Below are 16,295 nucleotides of genomic sequence, written 5' to 3' on the forward strand. Positions count from 1 at the left end.
ATCAGTGTTCAGGTTTTCCGCTCAGGGCTGCGGGTTCGGCCCTCATGCGCCGACGAACATTCCGTGGAAGCCGATTGGCAGGGCCACATCGGCGCGCCAGCTGGCAACGGGACCTGCTGCCACGTCTCCCGCGCGGAACAGATGCAACTCGCTTGCCCCCACTTTCAGGTTGAGTGTCGATCCGATGAGCCAGCCATCGCCTTCGCGCGCGCTGTTGCCGGGGGCGTATTGGAATTCCTCGACCAGCTGGTCCGCGCCGAAATCGAAGGAGTCGCTGCGCCCGCTTTGCCAGTCCCAAGTGGCAATCGCGTGCGGGAAGGGGCCTTTGCCGTCATAACCGGTGACATGTGCAGTCAGGCGATGCGGCTGCTCGGCGCGCCGGGGATCGCTGACCGGAAATTCGCCAGCCGCCCCCGTCGCTGCCAGCACCGCCTTGCCATCGGGATAGAGCACGATCTGCTTCAGCATCGCGCGCGGCGGAGCGATATATTCGCCCTGCAGCAGCGCGCTCGCGCTGCTCTGGCCGAAGGTCGGATCGGCTTCGAGGCAGCCGGCGAAGCGGATCGTGCCATCGGCCTCTTCCCAGCCATCGCCGTAATGGAACGCGCTGAAAGCGGGCAGTTCGTAAATCCGCCGGCGGCTCAGGTCGTCCTTGGCCACGACCATGACCTGCGTGCCGAGTTCCGGTTGCCAGGCCATCGTCTTGCTGATCGGAAAGCCGAAGCGGGTTTGCAGCCAGGGTTGCAGCACAATCACGATATGCCGCGCGGTGATGGTGAAATCGTGGAAGTAGCTGGCACGCGGCAGCGGCAGCACGGCGAAATCGATCAGCCTTCCGTCTGCGCCCAGGTGCCACAGGCCGGTCACCTTGCCATTGCCGCCGAAGTTCCAGACCGAACCATCGGCCTCGATCCGGGGATGGGCTGAAAAGGGCATGTGGCGCAGATCGTCGCGGAAGGTCTTGATTCCCTCGGTAGCCAGGGTTTCGGGATCGAGCCGGGTGGCCGATCCGCCTTCCCACAAGGCCAGCAATTCGCCGCCCAGCAGGCGCACATTGGTATTGGCGGCGTTGGCATCGTCATTATTGCCGATGTTCGCGCCCTCCCCGGCAGCTGTGCCGAACCCCGGCATCACGATCCGGTCAAGCTGCGTTTCCAGCCGTCGCTTGGCCGTGTCGGCAAAGCGCGCGGCGAGGCTGGCGCGGCCATCGGCAATCCGGAACCGGCGAATCAGCCCGTCGCCATCAAACCAGTGGCCCGCGCTCGATCCGCTGCGCCGGAACTTGGCCGGACCGTTGCGGTACAGGACGCCGGCGAAGTCCGCAGGGGCCCGGCCCGCAATCGGGGTGAGAGCGCGGGGGGCGATGTCGGCTTCGACATCGGCGACCCCCAAAGTCCAGTCCGCTGGTGCCGCCCCGGCCAATAGGCGCTCCGGGGTGATGACCGCGCTCGCTGCTGCTGCTGCGAGCAGCGACTGGATGAACTGGCGGCGATCGGCAGAGGCTTGCAGTCTGATCATGCGCCCGGCTCCTGTGTACAGTCGTTCAACGGATGGTGATCGTTTGCGCGGTCGGCCCGGCAATGTCGAAGGCGGCGGCCTCCCATGTGGCCGGACCCATGTTGCCCACCGCATTGTTGGAGAAGGCAAAAGGCTCGATCGGCATCCCGAAGGGATTGGTATTCATCGCCCCGTCACCGTTGATGTCATGGACGATCTTGAACCCGTAGCGCCCGTGAAGGACATTGGGGATCGTCGCGGTGGCGGTTTCGCCCATGACCGGAACGGCAATCGCCCTGACGGGTGTGGCGCCGCTGTCATAGGATTCCTTGCTGTCGAACAGCACCAGCATGATCTGGCCGGTCGGATTGGCGATCTGGACGAAGTTGATCTCAAGAGTGGTGGTATTGGCCGTCAGACCCCCGGTGGCAGGGTCAATCTTGGCAGCGGGCGGCGGCGGCGGCGGAGCGGCATCTTGCGCGGAAAGGCCGGGGGTCTGGATCAGGAGAACAAGGCCAAAAGCGGCGGCGATCTTCGGGCGGTAACGGGTCATGGCAGGTCGTCCTTAAATGGCGTTGGTTGATGACTGTCGCTGTCTGAAGTGCTTGGCCTGTCCTCGCCATCACTGCTTCGCAATCTGCATCGATCCTTCGCGAAACGCTGTGCTTTGCCCGCTCACGCTACGTGAAATGGTCAGGCACTTCGCCAAATGGACGCAAGGGGCAACCTGGCACAAAGCCAAGCCGCGCTAACGCATGTCCCGCTCAAGGGATGGCGATGGCCAGCAAGATGTCGGGGTATGAAACTTGCGATCCCATCGGGGTTTGATCGGGAATTCGGCCTGAACGCCGCCCTTCGCCGAACCGGCCACGATCCGCCATTGCCGCGCCCGCCCGCAAGCGGACGTGGTTCCGGCAAGGAAGGCCGTACAGTTTGCCCGCCACTACGCTGCCTGCGCTGCTTGCGAAGCGGATCCTACCCCAGCGCGCTCTTGTAGAGCGCCAGCAGATCGGCCTCGCCCGTGGCTGCCGCTGACGCGTTCCAGGCCGGGCTGTCGGACACCATCCAGCCGTGGTCGCCGTCATAGACCCCGATGGTGGCGGTCAGGCCGAGGGTGTCGGCGACTTCGCGCAGCACCTGCTTGTCGTCGGGCGACTTGGCGTCATCATCCCTGGCGATGGCGACCAGCAGCCCCGCCTTGACCTTGGCGAGCTGCGCGTGCGGGCTCATCGGATTGCCGGGCCGCACCAGCCCGCCGCCGTGGAAGCTCGCTGCCGCCTTGATCCGTTCCGGCACCGCCGCCGCGCTCCAGATCGTGAACGGCCCGCCCATGCAATAGCCTTGCGTGCCGATGCCGCGGGTGGTGTCCACGGCCTCCTGCCGGTCGAGCCAGTCGACGATCGCGGCCGCATCGCGCATGATCGCCTCTGCATCGAGCTTGCGCCGCCAGGGGCCGACCTTCTGGAAGCCGCCGTCAGCGATGAAGGCGGCGAAATCGGCGAACTGTTCGCCGGCGACGTCACGGTAATAGGGGTTCACGACGAGCACGGCGAAACCCTCGCTCGCCAGCTTTCGGGCGATATTGCGCTTGGATTCGCGCACCCCGGCAATGTCGGGCCACACGATCACGGCAGGGTGCCTGCCCTTGGAGGGGTGAACGAGGAAGCCGTCCATTGTCCCGTCGGGAGTGGCGAAGCTCACCCCGCGCTCGGTCAGCCCGGCAGGGGTGCTGGCCTGACCTGCAGTCTCGCCCGAAGCGCAGGCTGCCAGAGCTGCGGCGCCGGTCAGGGCGCCGAAATGGCGACGGCTGATAGTCTGGCTGGCCCATTCGGCAAGCTTGGTTTCATCGCACATTTTCAGGTCTCCAGATGCACTCCACGCCAGTGTGATAGGCGCGACCGGCAGGCATGGACAAGCCCGCGATGCTGCGGCAACATAAGTTGCAAAAGAAAATGGCCTGAATGGCCACGGGAGAGCGAATTCATGAATGTGAAGCAGTGGGCGTTTGGCGCGGCCTTGTTGTTGTCGTCGGGGATGCTGGTCAATTGCAGCGGGCTGTTCAGCGGTGCGGACGGCGAAGGCGTCACCGGCGCGATGTTGCTCAGCGCCGATGCCGATACCGCGAACTGGATCAGCCACGGGCGGACCTATTCGGAACAACGCTATTCCCCGCTTGACCAGGTCAATCGCGACACCGTGGGCGATCTCGGCCTTGCGTGGTTTGCCGATATGGACACCGCTCGCGGGCAGGAGGCCACGCCGCTGGTGTTGGACGGCAAGCTCTACCTCACCACAGCATGGAGCAAGGTGAAGGCCTTCGACGCGGCGACCGGCGCGAAGCTGTGGGAATACGACCCCGAGGTGCCCGGTGAAACTGCGGTCAAGGCGTGCTGCGATGTCGTGAACCGCGGGCTTGCGACTTACGGCGACAAGCTGTTCCTCGGTACACTGGATGGGCGCCTGATCGCACTCGACCGCGAGAGCGGTGCGGTGGCGTGGGAGAAGGTCACGGTCGACCAGTCCAAGAGCTATACCATCACCGGCGCGCCGCGCGTGATCGATGGCAAGGTGATCATCGGCAATGGCGGGGCCGAATTCGGCGTGCGCGGGTTTGTCGCCGCATATGACGCCGATGACGGCGAGCAGCTGTGGAAGTTCTATACCGTTCCCGAAGGCGGCGATCCCGAGGATGCACCGGCCTACCTGCAAAAGGCGGCCGAAACCTGGAACATGGATGTGCTCGGCTCGTCCGATGCGATCGGCGGCGGCGGGACAGTGTGGGATTCGATGGCCTATGACCCGGATCTCGACCTGCTCTATATCGGGGTCGGCAATGGATCGCCGTGGAACCGCGCCTATCGCAGCCCCGGCAAGGACGGGACGGGGGAGGGGGACAACCTCTATCTGTCCAGCATCGTCGCGGTGCGGCCTTCGACCGGCGAATATGTCTGGCACTACCAGACCACGCCGGGGGAGACGTGGGATTACACCGCCACGCAGCACATCATGCTCGCCGACATGGAAATCGACGGTCGCCCACGCAAGGTGCTGATGCAGGCGCCCAAGAACGGCTTCTTCTATGTCATCGACCGCGAGACGGGGCAGTTCATCAGCGCCAAGCCCTATGTCAGCGTCAACTGGGCGACCGGGATCGACCCCAAGACGGGCCGCCCGATCGAAAATCCCCAAACGCGGGTGGACAAGACCGGCAAGCCGGCACTGGTGACCCCCGGCGCGCTGGGCGGGCACAACTGGCACCCGATGGCCTACAGCCCGACCGAAAATCTCGTCTATATCCCGGCCTTCGAGGCAGGGATGATGTATGCGCCCGAGGCTGACTGGAAGCCCGACACCGCGCGCGGGTTCAATGTCGGCTTCAACCTTGGCGCAGGCGATGTCCCGGCGGACGAGGGTTTCCGCAAGCAGGTCGCGGGCACGCTGAAAGGCATGCTGGTGGCTTGGGATCCGGTCGCGCAGAAGCCGCGCTGGACGGTCGAGCATCCCGGCCCGTGGAACGGCGGCCTGCTGGCGACCGGCGGGGGCCTTGTGTTCCAGGGCACCACGGGCAGCGAATTCAACGCCTATGATGCGGCCAACGGCAAGAAGCTCTGGAGCTTCGCGGCGCAGACCGGCGTGGTCGCGCCGCCCGTGACCTATACGGTCAATGGCGAGCAATATGTCGCCGTGCTGGCGGGCTGGGGCGGGGCCTATGCCTTGTCGGTCGACGGCGATCTGATCAAGCGCAAGGCACCGGTGCGCAATATCAGCCGCCTGCTGGTGTTCAAGCTCGGTGGCACCGCCAAGCTGCCGCCCGAACCGGCGCTGGCCGACTTGCCTCTCGACCCGCCGCCCAGCACCGCCCCGGCTGAGATCATCGCCGTGGGGCAAGCCAAGTACGGACGTTATTGCGCGGTGTGCCACGCGCCGGGGGCAGTGGGTTCCACCGTTCTGCCTGACCTGCGCCGCGCCGGATCGCTCGAAAGCGCGCAGGCGTGGAACGCGGTTGTCGAGGGCGGAGCGCTGAAGGACAACGGCATGGCAAGCTTCGCCGGATCGCTCTCGCAGGAAGAGATCGAAGCGATCCGCGCCTATGTCATCAAGCGCGCCAATGAAGACAAGGCGCTGGAGGCGGCCAAGAAGGTCGCCCGGCGTTAGACGCTGAAGAAGTTCAGTTCCAGCAGCACGTTGTTGGGATCGGCGGTGAAGATCTGCTTCAGGCCGATCGAAGGCACGTCGTTGATCCGGTAATCCGCATCGCGTGCGTCAAGCCGCGCCTTGACCTCCGCGAAATCCCCGCAACGCAGCGCGACATGGTGGATCGCGCCGGTCTCTGCCCCCGGGGCAACGCCGCGCTCGAACACGCGCGGGCAATCGAGCGAATTGAGGTGCAGGATCGCGTTGCCCGCGGGGTCGTACATCCAGCGCACCTGTTCGGGCGGCAGCGGCGGCGGGCCGTCGCGCTCCTCCAGATCAAGCAATTCGGCATAGAACCGCGCGGTCTCTGCCAGCCGGTCGGTAATGATGTTCACATGGTCGAGGCGCTGGACGATCATGGCGGGCAGGATGCGCCCTGTCTCGCCCTCTGGCAATGGCCAAAGCTCTCAGCCTCTGAACACCACCGTCCGGTTGCCGTTCATCAGCACCCGTTCCTGCGCGAACAGGCGCACGGCTTCGGCCAGCACCCGGCGTTCGATATCGCGCCCCTTGCGCACGAGATCTGCCGGGCTGTCGGCATGGGTGATCCGTTCGACATCCTGATGGATGATCGGGCCTTCATCGAGATCGGCGGTGACGAAATGCGCGGTCGCGCCGATGATCTTCACCCCGCGTGCGTGGGCCTGATGATAGGGCCGTGCGCCCTTGAAACCGGGCAGGAAGGAGTGGTGGATATTGATGCAGCGGCCCGCGAAATGCGCGGACTGCTCGTCCGAGAATACCTGCATGTAGCGCGCCAGCACCACCAGCTCTGTATCCGTTTCCTCGGCCAGCGTGCGCAATTGTGCTTCGGCGGCGGGCTTGGTGTCGGGAGTGACGGGGATGTGGTGGAACGGAATATCGCCGATATCGACCCGGATCGCCGTCTCGCGCGGATGGTTGGAGACGATCGCTACCGGATCAATCGGCAATTCGCCGGTGCGCCAGCGGTAGATCAGATCGACCAGACAGTGATCGAACTTGCTGACCATGATGATGGTGCGGCGCGGCCGGTCTTCGGCCACCATTGCCCACTCCATCGCATATTCGCCCGCCAGCGCGGCGAAATCGGCGCGCAGGGTATCGGCGCTGGTGCCATCGGGATCGAATACCACGCGCATGAAAAAACGGTCCTCACCGCCATTCCCGGCCCGGTCGTTGAATTGCTGTGCGTCGAGGATGTTGCACCCGCGTTCGAACAGGAAACCGGTGACCCGCGCGGTGATGCCGGGCCGGTCTGCGCAGGCGAGGGTGAGAACCAGCGGCGCGGCCATGCTATCTTGCCAGCGCCGCCTCGGCCTGGGCCATCAGCTCGGCGATGATTTCGGCGGCGGGCTCTTCCTTGGTGACCATGCCGACGGACTGGCCCGCCATGACCGAGCCGTTTTCGACATCGCCCTCGATCACCGCGCGGCGCAGGGCACCGGCCCAGAAGTGTTCGATCTGGAGCTGGGCCTCGCCCATGTCGACCTCGCCCGCATCGAGCAGGGCGGCGACTTCGCGCTGTTTGGTGGTGAATTCCTCGGTGCCCTTGTTCTTCAATGCGCGCACGGGAATCACCGGAAGGCGCGGGTCGACCTGCACGCTGGCGATGGCCTCGCGGGCGGAGGCGCGGAAAAACGCCTTCTTGAAATCGGGGTGGGCGATGCTCTCGGTCGCACAGGCGAAACGGGTGCCGAGCTGCACGCCCGCCGCGCCCATTTCGAGGTAGGAGGCAATCGCCTCGCCCCGGCCGATGCCGCCCGCCACGAAGATCAGGTGTTCGCTCGCGAGCGCAGGCAGGATTTCCTGCGCGAGCACCGAGGTGGAGACAGGGCCGATATGTCCGCCTGCTTCCATGCCTTCGATCACCAGCGCATCCGCGCCGGAACGCAGCAGCTTCTTGGCGAGCGCCAGGGTGGGAGCAAAGCAGATCACCTTGATGCCGGAATCGTCGGCCTTGATGGCCTCGACCGAGCCCTTGGGCGGGATGCCGCCTGCCAGCACAACGTGGGTGACGCCATGCTTGCGGCACACCGCGATCAGATCGAACAGCGCGGGGTGCATGGTGATGAGGTTGACGCCGAAGGGCTTGGTCGTCAGCGCCTTGGTCGCGGCGATCTCGGTATCGAGCAGTTCAGGCGTCATCGCCCCGCAGGCGATCACGCCAAAGCCGCCCGCGTTGGAGATGGCGGCGACGAGGTTGCGCTCGCTCACCCAGCTCATCGCGCCGCACAGGATCGCCGTCTCGCAGCCGAGGAAGTCGGTGCCGCGCTTCATCAGGGCGGCGGTGTGGGGATAGGTGGTCATGGCGGCGGCGCTTAGTCGGTTGTCGGCGAATAGACAATCCGCACGGCAGCGGCGGCCTGTTTGGCGAGATCGACGGCAGCGGGCGCGTCGGCGGCACGGGCCAGCGCCACGCCCATTCGGCGGTAGGGCCGGGTGACGGGCTTGCCGAAGATCCGCACATCGGTGTCGCCCAGCGCCAGCGCGTCGCCCAGTCCCTCGAAGGCGAAGTCATCGCTCTCGCGGTCGGCGAGGATCACCGCCGAGGCGGCGGGGCGGGCGGCGATACTCTCGGGAACGGCCAAGCCGAGGATGGCGCGGGCGTGGAGATCGAATTCGGTCAGGTCTTGTGAGGCCAGCGTCACCATGCCCGTGTCATGCGGGCGGGGGGAGAGTTCGGAGAAGATCACCTCTTCGCCCCTGACAAAGAACTCCACCCCATACAGCCCCCAGCCGCGCCCGCCGCCTTGCAGCGCCATGACGACCTTGGCGGCCATCTCCTGCGCGCTTGCGAGCGCGGCAGGAGACATGGCGACAGGTTGCCAGCTTTCGCGATAATCGCCGCGCTCCTGCCGGTGGCCGATCGGCGGGCAGAAGGCGATGCCGTCCTTGTGCCGGATCGTCAGCAGCGTGATCTCGTAGTCGAAAGCGATGAACTGTTCCAAGATAACCCGCGCCCTGTCGCCGCGCATATTGGCAACAGCGTATTCCCACGCGGCCTCCAGCGCCTCTGGCCCATCGACCTTGCTCTGGCCCTTGCCCGATGAGGACATCACCGGCTTCATCACTAGCGGGTAGCCGATCCGTTCGGCAATGGTCTGCGCTTCGGCGAAACTCTCCGCATAGCCATATTGCGAGGTCACCAGCCCCAGCTCGCCCGCCGCCAAGTCGCGGATCGCATCGCGGTTCATGGTGAGCTGCGCGGCGCGGGCAGAGGGGACGATGGTGAAGCCTTCCTGCTCCAGCTCGGCCAGCATCTCGGTGCGGATCGCCTCGATCTCGGGGACGATGAGGTCGGGCCTGTGCTTTTCCGCCGCCGCACGCAGCGCCGCGCCATCCAGCATCGAGAATACCTCGCGCCCGTCCGCCACCTGCATCGCGGGCGCATCGTCATAGGAATCGCAGGCAATAACCCGCGCCCCGAGGCGCTTCGCGGAAATGACGAATTCGCGGCCCAGTTCGCCCGAACCGAGCAGCAGGATGGTGGCAATGTGGCTCATGGGGCGAGGGTTTAGCCCGCCGGGCGACCGAGTCCAGTGCGGCTTCAGCCCGTCCAGCGATGACCTGCGAGCGCCACTTGCCCGCCGCCGCCCGCGCGGGCTAGCACCAGCCCCAGCTCGGCTTCGCGCAGGGTCCAGTCGACGGTGCATTCGACCCGCGCAAGCCCGGCGCTGGCAGTCAGCTGCGGGGACCGGGTTGTGGCCGGGACCGCAAGCGCGGCAAAGGTGCGCACCACATCCTCGCTCCACTCGCGCGCGGAGCTCAGGCTCATGCCCGACAGCAGTGCGCCGAAGCGCTCTCCGTCAAGCTGGGCGATTTCGTGCTCGGGCAGAGCCATGGTTTCGAGGAACTTGGCAAATCCCCACACGATCTCGTCGGCGGTGCGCTGGCCATAGCGCAGCAGCAGCGCGCGCATCCCGTCGACCGCGAACACGGCGATGATCTGGCCGCCTCCGCCCGCCAGCTGCCGCCTGAGGCTGGCACAGAAGGCCGGCCGGTTGGCAAGGCCCGTCAGCGGATCGGTGACCGCGCGGTTGTAGAGTTCGCCCTCAAGCAGGCGGAGCCGCTGCACCGAGCGCATAAGGCACAGCGCTCCATCGATACTGCCGTCGGTCTCGATCATCGGGCGGAGGCTGAGCGCATACCAGCGCCGGGCCTGCGGAGCGCCATTTTCGGACTGAAGATCGCCGGATGCCACCGGAAACTCGATCCAGTCGGTGCGGTCTGCGCCTTCGAGCACCGCGCCGACATGCTCGCTCAAGACCGCAGCATAATCCTGTTCGGCAAGGTCGGTGATGTGCGGCAGCAGCAGGGCACCGGAGAAATCGAAGCCGAGTTCGGCAATGTTCGCGGACGCGTGATTGATGAAACCGCGGCGATCCAGCCTGATGACGATATCGCCAGACGCTTCCTCGATCAGGCCGTGCAATACGCGGCCCTCTACATCACTCAGACCAATTTTCATGCCGACAGTGCCCCAGCGGTTGAACGACAACTTCGTCAAATCGCTCTTAGTCAGATTTACTTGGTAACTAACGATATTATGTCAGGAACAACATTTCCCCTGTTTTTCCCGAATTCGACTGCCTGTTTTGTTAGCTATGTAAATTTACTAGACTAAAAAACGAATCACCTCCGGGTTTCGTTTACCATATTTTTCAACACTGACAGATTTTCCATACGTATTTAGCGAAGTAGGTAGCTGCTTCTAGTTGCGGGAACTCAGTCTGTTAGAGTTCTATCAGAATTCGCACCGTATCGGGCCTGGTGTTACACGCCTCTGCAATACGTTTGCGGCACTCTTCGATGACCAGCCCGGCATCGCCATCGGGCGTGCCGGTCTCGGCGAGCTCGGCTGACGGCACGCCTAGCGCCTCGGCGATGGCTTCCATCCGCTCGGGCAGGGGGCGGGCCTTGCCTTTCTCCCAGGCCCAGACTGTCGGCTTGCTGACCGATAGCCTGTTTGCGACATCGGCGAGTGTGAGCCCGGCCTCGCGCCGGAGGCGTCCGAGGCGCGTCGCCAGCGCTTCGGGTGGTTTCGCGCCAGCCCCGGTCGTCGCAACGGGCGGCGCCCGGTGTTCAACCGGCAGGCCTTGCAACTGTGCGGCTGCCAGTGCGCCAGCGTTAAGCGGCGTGACGAAAGCGCAGCCGTATAGACCCTCGCTGGACCAGATGATTCGCGCGGCAACCTGCCCGGCCTCGGGCAGGTCGAGCGTCAGTTCCTCGCCGGCTGCCAGATCGATCGCCGTTTCCAGCAGCAAACCCGCAGCCGAGATGTTGTGTAGCCTGACGTTGGCTTCCTGACCGTCAGGCAGGGTTCCGCTGGCTTCCAGTCGCAAGGCGCGCCGCGGCGCACCGCGCAGGTTCTGTCCCTGCGCCGGCTGATCGAGATGGGCCTTGATGGCCATAGGGCGCGACTCCGCTTGTGGATGTGTTCGCGCAGATTCCGGCCGCAAAGGTTAAGCACGCCTCACCAGCCGTGGTTAAGAACGGCGAAGCGGGCTGCCTGTCAGCTAACTTCCCGAAAAAGGGCCGATCCCGCGGTGTCTCGCGGGTTTTCCCGCAAGATGCCGCGGGCAGACCGCATCGCCCGATCAGTCCTGCGCGTCCAGCCCGTAGGCGGTGTGCAACACGCGCACGGCGAGTTCGGTCTCGTCCTCGTCGATCATCACGCTGATCTTGATTTCCGAGGTCGAGATCGCCTGGATGTTGATGCCGCGATCCGAAAGCGCGCGGAACATCGAGCTGGCGACGCCTGCATGACTCTTCATGCCCACGCCGACGACGCTGATCTTGGCAATCTTGCTGTCGGTGATGATGCGGTTGAAACCGATTTCCCCGCGCCGGTCCTCGAGCAGCGCCTGTGCGCGGGCGAGGTCCGACTGGGGCACGGTGAAGGTCACGTCGGTCTCGCCCTTGTCGCGCCCGACGTTCTGGATGATCATGTCGACATTGATCGAGGCAGCGGCGAGCGGTTCGAAGATGTTCGCCACCGCGCCGGGCCTGTCGGGTACGCGGGTGAGGATGATCTTGGCCTCGTTCTTGTCATGCGCGATGCCGGTCACAAGCTGGCGTTCCATCAGGCCCTTCTCCACCAATTCGTCCATTTCCTCGTCCGAGACGATCATCGTCCCGGGCAGATCGTCGGCGGGCGGGGCGCCTTCGCCGATGAAGCTCGACAATACCTGCACCCGCACGCCTTCCTTCATGGCAAGGCCGACCGAGCGGGTCTGGAGCACCTTTGCGCCGACCGATGCGAGTTCGAGCATTTCCTCGTAGGTCACCGCCTTCTGCTTTTTCGCCTTGGCAACGATGCGCGGGTCGGTCGTGTAGACGCCGTCCACGTCGGTGTAGATGTCGCAGCGGTCGGCCTTGATCGCGGCAGCCACCGCGACCGCAGAAGTGTCCGACCCCCCCCGCCCCAAAGTGGTGACGCGATTGTCCGCCGAAAGCCCCTGAAAGCCGGGGATTACAGCGATCTCGCCTGCTTCCATCGAGGCGATCAGCGCGTCGGAATCGATCGATTCGACCCGCGCCTTGGCATGGGCCTCGATGGTGTGGATCGGCAATTGCCAGCCGAGCCAGCTGCGTGCCTTGCACCCGAGCGCCTGCAGGGTCAGCGCCAGCAGCCCGCTGGTGACCTGTTCACCGCTGGCGACAACGACATCATATTCGGCCGGATCGTAGAGCGGATTGGCCTCGCGGCAGAAGTTTACCAGCCGGTCGGTCTCGCCCGCCATGGCGCTGACGACCACCGCGACCTGATCGCCGCGTGCGGCCTGCGCGCGCACGATATTGGCGACACGGCGGATGCGCTCCGTCCCGGCCATCGAGGTGCCACCGAATTTCATCACTATCCGGGCCAAGGGTCAGCTCCCGCTGGTGAGTGTTCGCGGCGGCTGTTAAGGGGCGTTCATGGGAAACGCAAACATATCGAATGTAACTATCCGTCCCGAGGAAGCGCAATTCTTCGCCGGCCTCGCGCGGGACTGGTGGGATGCCAAGGGCCCGATGGCGAGTCTGCATCAGGTGAACCCGGTCCGTCTCGCCTTCATCCGTGACAGCATCGACGCGCACTGGCCCGATGCGGCGGTCTCCGGGCGGCCGCTGGCAGGCAAGGCGGCACTCGATATTGGCTGCGGGGCGGGGCTGGTATGCGAACCGCTCGCGCGTCTGGGGGGCGAGGTGACGGGGGTCGATGCGGCGGCGGAGAACGTCTCTGCCGCAGCCGCACATGCCGAGGCCGTTGGCCTGGATATCCGTTACATGGCGGGCGAGGTGGGCGCGCTGGACATCGGCACCTTCGATCTGGTTACCTGCCTCGAGGTGATCGAGCACGTTGCCGACAAGCCGGCCTTCCTGCGCGATGTGGCGGCCCGGCTGGCACCCGATGGCCTGCTGGTCATGTCCACTCCCAACCGCACAGCGGCAAGCCGGGTGCTGCTGGTCGGCGCGGCCGAGGCGGTGGGCTACGTTCCCAAGGGCACCCATGACTGGAGCGACTTTATCACGCCTGAGGAGTTCGAGGCGCTGCTGGCGGATGCAGGCCTGACGGTCACGGCGAAGCGCGGTATCGCGTGGCGCCCGGGTAAGGGGCTGCACCTGTCGGATGACATGGCGCTCAATTACATCCTGAGCGCAAGACGGGCCTGATTATTTTGCCGGCATGGCCTCGGCGCAGGCGTGGGATAGCTCGCCATCGGTGAAAATGCCGGTCACGCCAGCCTTTTCCAGCAGCAGGGCCAGCTTCGTGTCGCCGCAGCCCCGGCCCTTGGGATCGGTTCCTGTCCGCAGCATCGGTGGCAGAAACTCGTTCTCCGGTCGCACGGTCCACGCATGAACCGCCAGCCCTGCTGCCCTGGCATCCGCAACCAGCGAGGTCGGGCTCCCGTCAGGTTTGAGGATCAGGGAGATATGCGCTCCCACCGCGTCGGCATATTTGGCGATTTCGGCAAGTCCGGTGGGCGTCACCATCTCGGCATAGCGCATCGCGGGTTCATCCGCCGGGCCACCGATCGGCGCGACCAGCTGGACCAGCTTGAAGCCGCCTTCACGTTGCTTCAGGCGCTGTAAAGGCGCAATCTCGAAGCTCTGGATGAAGACGGGATTTTCCGGCGTGATGCCGAGCTCGCGGAAATCGCGCAGCAGCAGGTCGACCATGTCGATGCCCGCGTCCTGCAACATGAAATTGGGGTGCTTGAGTTCGGGATAGATCCCGACCCGCCTCTGCCCTTTCATCGTGGCTTCCTTGGCGCGCAGTAGCTTGACGATCTCGGCCAGAGTGGGAACCTGATACAGCCCATCGAAGCGTGCATTCGCGGGGCGGAGCGAAGGGATGCGCTCCTTGACGCGAAGGGTGCGCAGTTCGGCGAGCGTGAAGTCCTCGGCAAACCAGCCCGCGACGCGCTGTCCGTCTATGATCTTGTCCCGACGCCGGTCCTCGAACTCTTCGCGCGTTGCCACGTCGGTAGTGCCTGAAAGCTCGTTTTCGTGGCGCGCGACAAGCACGAGGTCCTTTGTGACGACCAGATCGGGTTCGATGTAATCGGCCCCCTGATCGATCGCTAGCTCATAGGCGGCGAGCGTGTGCTCGGGCCGCTCGGCGCTGGCGCCGCGATGGGCGATGATCAGCGTCTCGGCGTCTTGCGCCAGCACAGGTGTTCCGCCGAGCAGCAGGGTGGCCAGCAGAAGACGTGGCTTAATCATAGTTCGCTCCTATCGCAGCGCGCGCGGCGGCGAGCCTTTCGTTGCCTTGACCGGAAATGCGCACGAACGGCACCCCCGCATCGTCGAGTACCTGCTCGACGATCCTTGCAAACCTGTGACGGTCATCGGGATTGCTGAAGAAGCGGGTGCCGTCGTCGATCCATGGCAGATCAGGTTCGAGCAGCAGGTAGAGGTCGGCCTTGGGTGCGCCCATTAGTTCCACGGGGCGATCGCCCAGCAGCATCTCGCACCATGCTGCCGTCATCAGCGCATCCGTATCCACCAGCAACAGCGGTCCGGCCCATTCGGCTGCGGCGGCGATCATCGCCTGTTGCGCATGGCCGATCAGGAGCAGGTCCTCTCGCGTGAGCGGCTCGCGGTGAACCTCGCAATGGCTGCGGCCATATTCTCCGACAGTGATTGCTCCGGTGTCTGCCGCAAGGGCGCGCGCCAGTGTCGTCTTCCCGGTGCTCTCTGCGCCATGCAGGCAGATGGTGCGACGATAATGCGCGCGCACCGGCTGCGGGAGATAGGCCCAATGGCGCGCCGGATCGGCGCGCACGGCGCTGCCCGAGAGAGCCGAAAGCGGATCATCCGCCATATCGAGCACCCGCCCGCCGAGAGGCACGAACAGTCCGCCCACCTGACGCGCCAGCTCGGCGCCATAATCCTCGCCCGCAAACAGGTAGTCGATAGGTTCAGGATGGGCGCTGGCCACGATATTGCGCCAGACGGGCCAGAAGTCGGTGCTTTCCTCGGGTGATTGCGGCACGATCCCGTCATGGCCCAGCACGCGGCAATCGGGGAACAGCTCGCACATCCAGGCGAGACGCAGCTTTCCGGGCACCGGATCGTCAGGCAACCAGCAAACCATTACGGTGAGCTCGTCCACCAAAGCGCGCGCTGACCGGATCAGCGCGATGTGACCGGCGTGCGGCGGCATGAACTTGCCCAGCAGGAAACCGCGCCGTGTCATGTCGCAATCGCCCCGCCCTGCCGCGCCGCCCTGGCCCATACGACAAGTCCCGCTGTCGCCATGCCGAGGAACACCACATAGAGTCCGGCGGTGAGGTAGAGCTCGCGGGCCAGATAGACGCCGATCGACAACACATCGATCGCGATCCAAAGCGCCCAGTTTTCGACCCGCCGCATTGCCAGCAGCACCTGCGCGACCACGCTCGCGCCCGCAATCGTCGCATCGGCATAGGGCAGCGCGGCGTCGGTGAAACGCGCCATCGCCCAACCGATGCCTAGACTGGAGCTTGCCACCAGCGCAACCGACAGCACTTGCCCGCGCCAGCCCATCCATTCGACCCGCACCATCCGTGTCAGGCCTCCGGCGCGCGCCCACAGCCACCAGCCCCAGCCCTGCACGATGAAGAAGAAGACCTGCAGCACGGCCTCGCCATAAAGCCGCGCCTGCCAGAAGATGACGCAGTAGAGCGTCACCATCGCCATGCCGAAGGGATAGTTCCAGATGCTCCGCCGAACCAGCAGGCCGACATTGGCAAGGCCCAGCGCGACGGCGATGATCTCAAGCGGGTTCATCCTGGGGTGCGGGATCAGCCGAGTGCGGCGGCCCATTCCTCGGGCTTGAAGCCGACCAGCAGGCCGCCCGCGTGTTCGGCGATCGGGCGCTTGATAACCGAAGAATTGGCAGCAAGCAGGGCCGGTGCTGTCGCCGGATCGGCAGCGCGCGCCTTGTCCTCGTCAGCCAGCGCCCGGTAGGTCGTGCCCTTGCGGTTCACGACCGGATCGAGACCTGCCTCAGCAATCCAGCCCGCGATCCGTTCGGGATCGGCGCCTTCCTTCTTGTAATCGTGGAAGACGTAGTCGCGACCTTGCTGATCCAGCCATGCGCGTGCCTTCTTCACCGTGTCGCAATTGGGGATTCCGTAGAGGTGGATCGTCAT

The 16,295-nt window shown here is 65.1% G+C and carries 16 protein-coding genes; 2 read left to right on the plus strand and 14 right to left on the minus strand.

Translation table 11 applies throughout. The features are described from left to right. Positions 1–42: 42 nt before the first annotated feature. From I603_RS07705 to I603_RS07715, 3 genes are all read right to left on the minus strand, one after another. A complete protein-coding gene (locus tag I603_RS07705) occupies positions 43–1,518 on the minus strand; it encodes a carotenoid oxygenase family protein (protein WP_068863749.1) in 1,476 nt (491 codons plus the stop codon). A gap of 25 nt (positions 1,519–1,543) precedes the next feature. Beyond that, entirely contained in the window at positions 1,544–2,050 is a 507-nt protein-coding gene (locus I603_RS07710) for a DUF2141 domain-containing protein (protein ID WP_068863751.1), read from the minus strand. Positions 2,051–2,472: 422 nt separating this feature from the next. Then, entirely contained in the window at positions 2,473–3,351 is an 879-nt protein-coding gene (locus I603_RS07715; RefSeq protein ID WP_068863753.1) for a dienelactone hydrolase family protein, read from the minus strand. 129 nt (positions 3,352–3,480) lie between these two features. On the opposite strand from I603_RS07715, the gene I603_RS07720 reads away from it, so the two are divergent. Then, positions 3,481–5,652, plus strand: a complete 2,172-nt coding sequence (locus I603_RS07720) for a PQQ-dependent dehydrogenase, methanol/ethanol family (RefSeq protein WP_068863755.1) — start codon at positions 3,481–3,483, stop codon at positions 5,650–5,652. Here the strand turns inward: I603_RS07720 and I603_RS07725 are convergent. The 7 genes from I603_RS07725 to I603_RS07755 form a co-directional block, all read right to left on the minus strand. Further along, positions 5,649–6,050: a VOC family protein gene (locus I603_RS07725; RefSeq protein WP_068863756.1), complete on the minus strand. Its 402-nt coding sequence runs from the start codon at positions 6,048–6,050 to the stop codon at positions 5,649–5,651. The genes I603_RS07720 and I603_RS07725 overlap by 4 nt on opposite strands. Before the next feature lie 48 nt (positions 6,051–6,098). Further along, positions 6,099–6,965, minus strand: a complete 867-nt coding sequence (purU, locus tag I603_RS07730; RefSeq protein ID WP_068863758.1) for a formyltetrahydrofolate deformylase — start codon at positions 6,963–6,965, stop codon at positions 6,099–6,101. A gap of 1 nt (position 6,966) precedes the next feature. After that, on the minus strand, positions 6,967–7,980 hold the full coding sequence (locus I603_RS07735; protein ID WP_068863760.1) for an NAD(P)H-dependent flavin oxidoreductase: 1,014 nt from the start codon (positions 7,978–7,980) through the stop codon (positions 6,967–6,969). Positions 7,981–7,991: 11 nt separating this feature from the next. Further along, positions 7,992–9,176 carry a formate-dependent phosphoribosylglycinamide formyltransferase gene (purT, locus tag I603_RS07740; RefSeq protein WP_068863763.1) on the minus strand — a complete coding sequence of 395 codons (1,185 nt, stop codon included), beginning with the start codon at positions 9,174–9,176 and terminating at the stop codon, positions 7,992–7,994. 44 nt (positions 9,177–9,220) lie between these two features. Continuing rightward, positions 9,221–10,141 (minus strand): GGDEF domain-containing protein, encoded by a 921-nt coding sequence (locus tag I603_RS07745; RefSeq protein WP_143736678.1) that lies wholly within the window; start codon positions 10,139–10,141, stop codon positions 9,221–9,223. Positions 10,142–10,406: 265 nt separating this feature from the next. Next, entirely contained in the window at positions 10,407–11,084 is a 678-nt protein-coding gene (locus I603_RS07750; RefSeq protein WP_068863767.1) for a helix-turn-helix domain-containing protein, read from the minus strand. A 186-nt stretch (positions 11,085–11,270) separates the two neighbouring features. Continuing rightward, entirely contained in the window at positions 11,271–12,542 is a 1,272-nt protein-coding gene (locus I603_RS07755) for an aspartate kinase (RefSeq protein WP_068863770.1), read from the minus strand. A 49-nt stretch (positions 12,543–12,591) separates the two neighbouring features. Here I603_RS07755 and ubiG point away from each other — a divergent pair, with 49 nt between their 5' ends. Continuing rightward, the gene (gene ubiG / locus I603_RS07760) at positions 12,592–13,329 is read left to right on the plus strand and encodes a bifunctional 2-polyprenyl-6-hydroxyphenol methylase/3-demethylubiquinol 3-O-methyltransferase UbiG (RefSeq protein WP_068863771.1); all 738 of its coding nucleotides are present in this window, start codon (positions 12,592–12,594) and stop codon (positions 13,327–13,329) included. Here ubiG and I603_RS07765 read toward each other — a convergent pair whose 3' ends face one another. Genes I603_RS07765 through I603_RS07780 form a run of 4 tightly spaced genes read right to left on the minus strand, consistent with a single transcriptional unit; the run spans position 13,330 to position 16,295 of the window. Continuing rightward, a complete protein-coding gene (locus I603_RS07765) occupies positions 13,330–14,382 on the minus strand; it encodes a glycerophosphodiester phosphodiesterase family protein (protein ID WP_068863773.1) in 1,053 nt (350 codons plus the stop codon). It abuts the gene before it with no gap. After that, positions 14,375–15,358 (minus strand): AAA family ATPase, encoded by a 984-nt coding sequence (locus I603_RS07770; protein WP_084439999.1) that lies wholly within the window; start codon positions 15,356–15,358, stop codon positions 14,375–14,377. The genes I603_RS07765 and I603_RS07770 overlap by 8 nt, the downstream gene beginning before the upstream one ends. Further along, positions 15,355–15,966 (minus strand): nicotinamide riboside transporter PnuC, encoded by a 612-nt coding sequence (gene pnuC, locus I603_RS07775; RefSeq protein ID WP_324613940.1) that lies wholly within the window; start codon positions 15,964–15,966, stop codon positions 15,355–15,357. Before pnuC ends, I603_RS07770 begins: the two co-directional genes overlap by 4 nt. Continuing rightward, positions 15,945–16,295 (minus strand): Spx/MgsR family RNA polymerase-binding regulatory protein, encoded by a 351-nt coding sequence (locus tag I603_RS07780; RefSeq protein WP_068863779.1) that lies wholly within the window; start codon positions 16,293–16,295, stop codon positions 15,945–15,947. The genes pnuC and I603_RS07780 overlap by 22 nt, the downstream gene beginning before the upstream one ends.

Origin of the sequence: Erythrobacter dokdonensis DSW-74 (genome assembly GCF_001677335.1) — a bacterium.
In the GTDB taxonomy this organism is placed as follows: domain Bacteria; phylum Pseudomonadota; class Alphaproteobacteria; order Sphingomonadales; family Sphingomonadaceae; genus Erythrobacter; species Erythrobacter dokdonensis.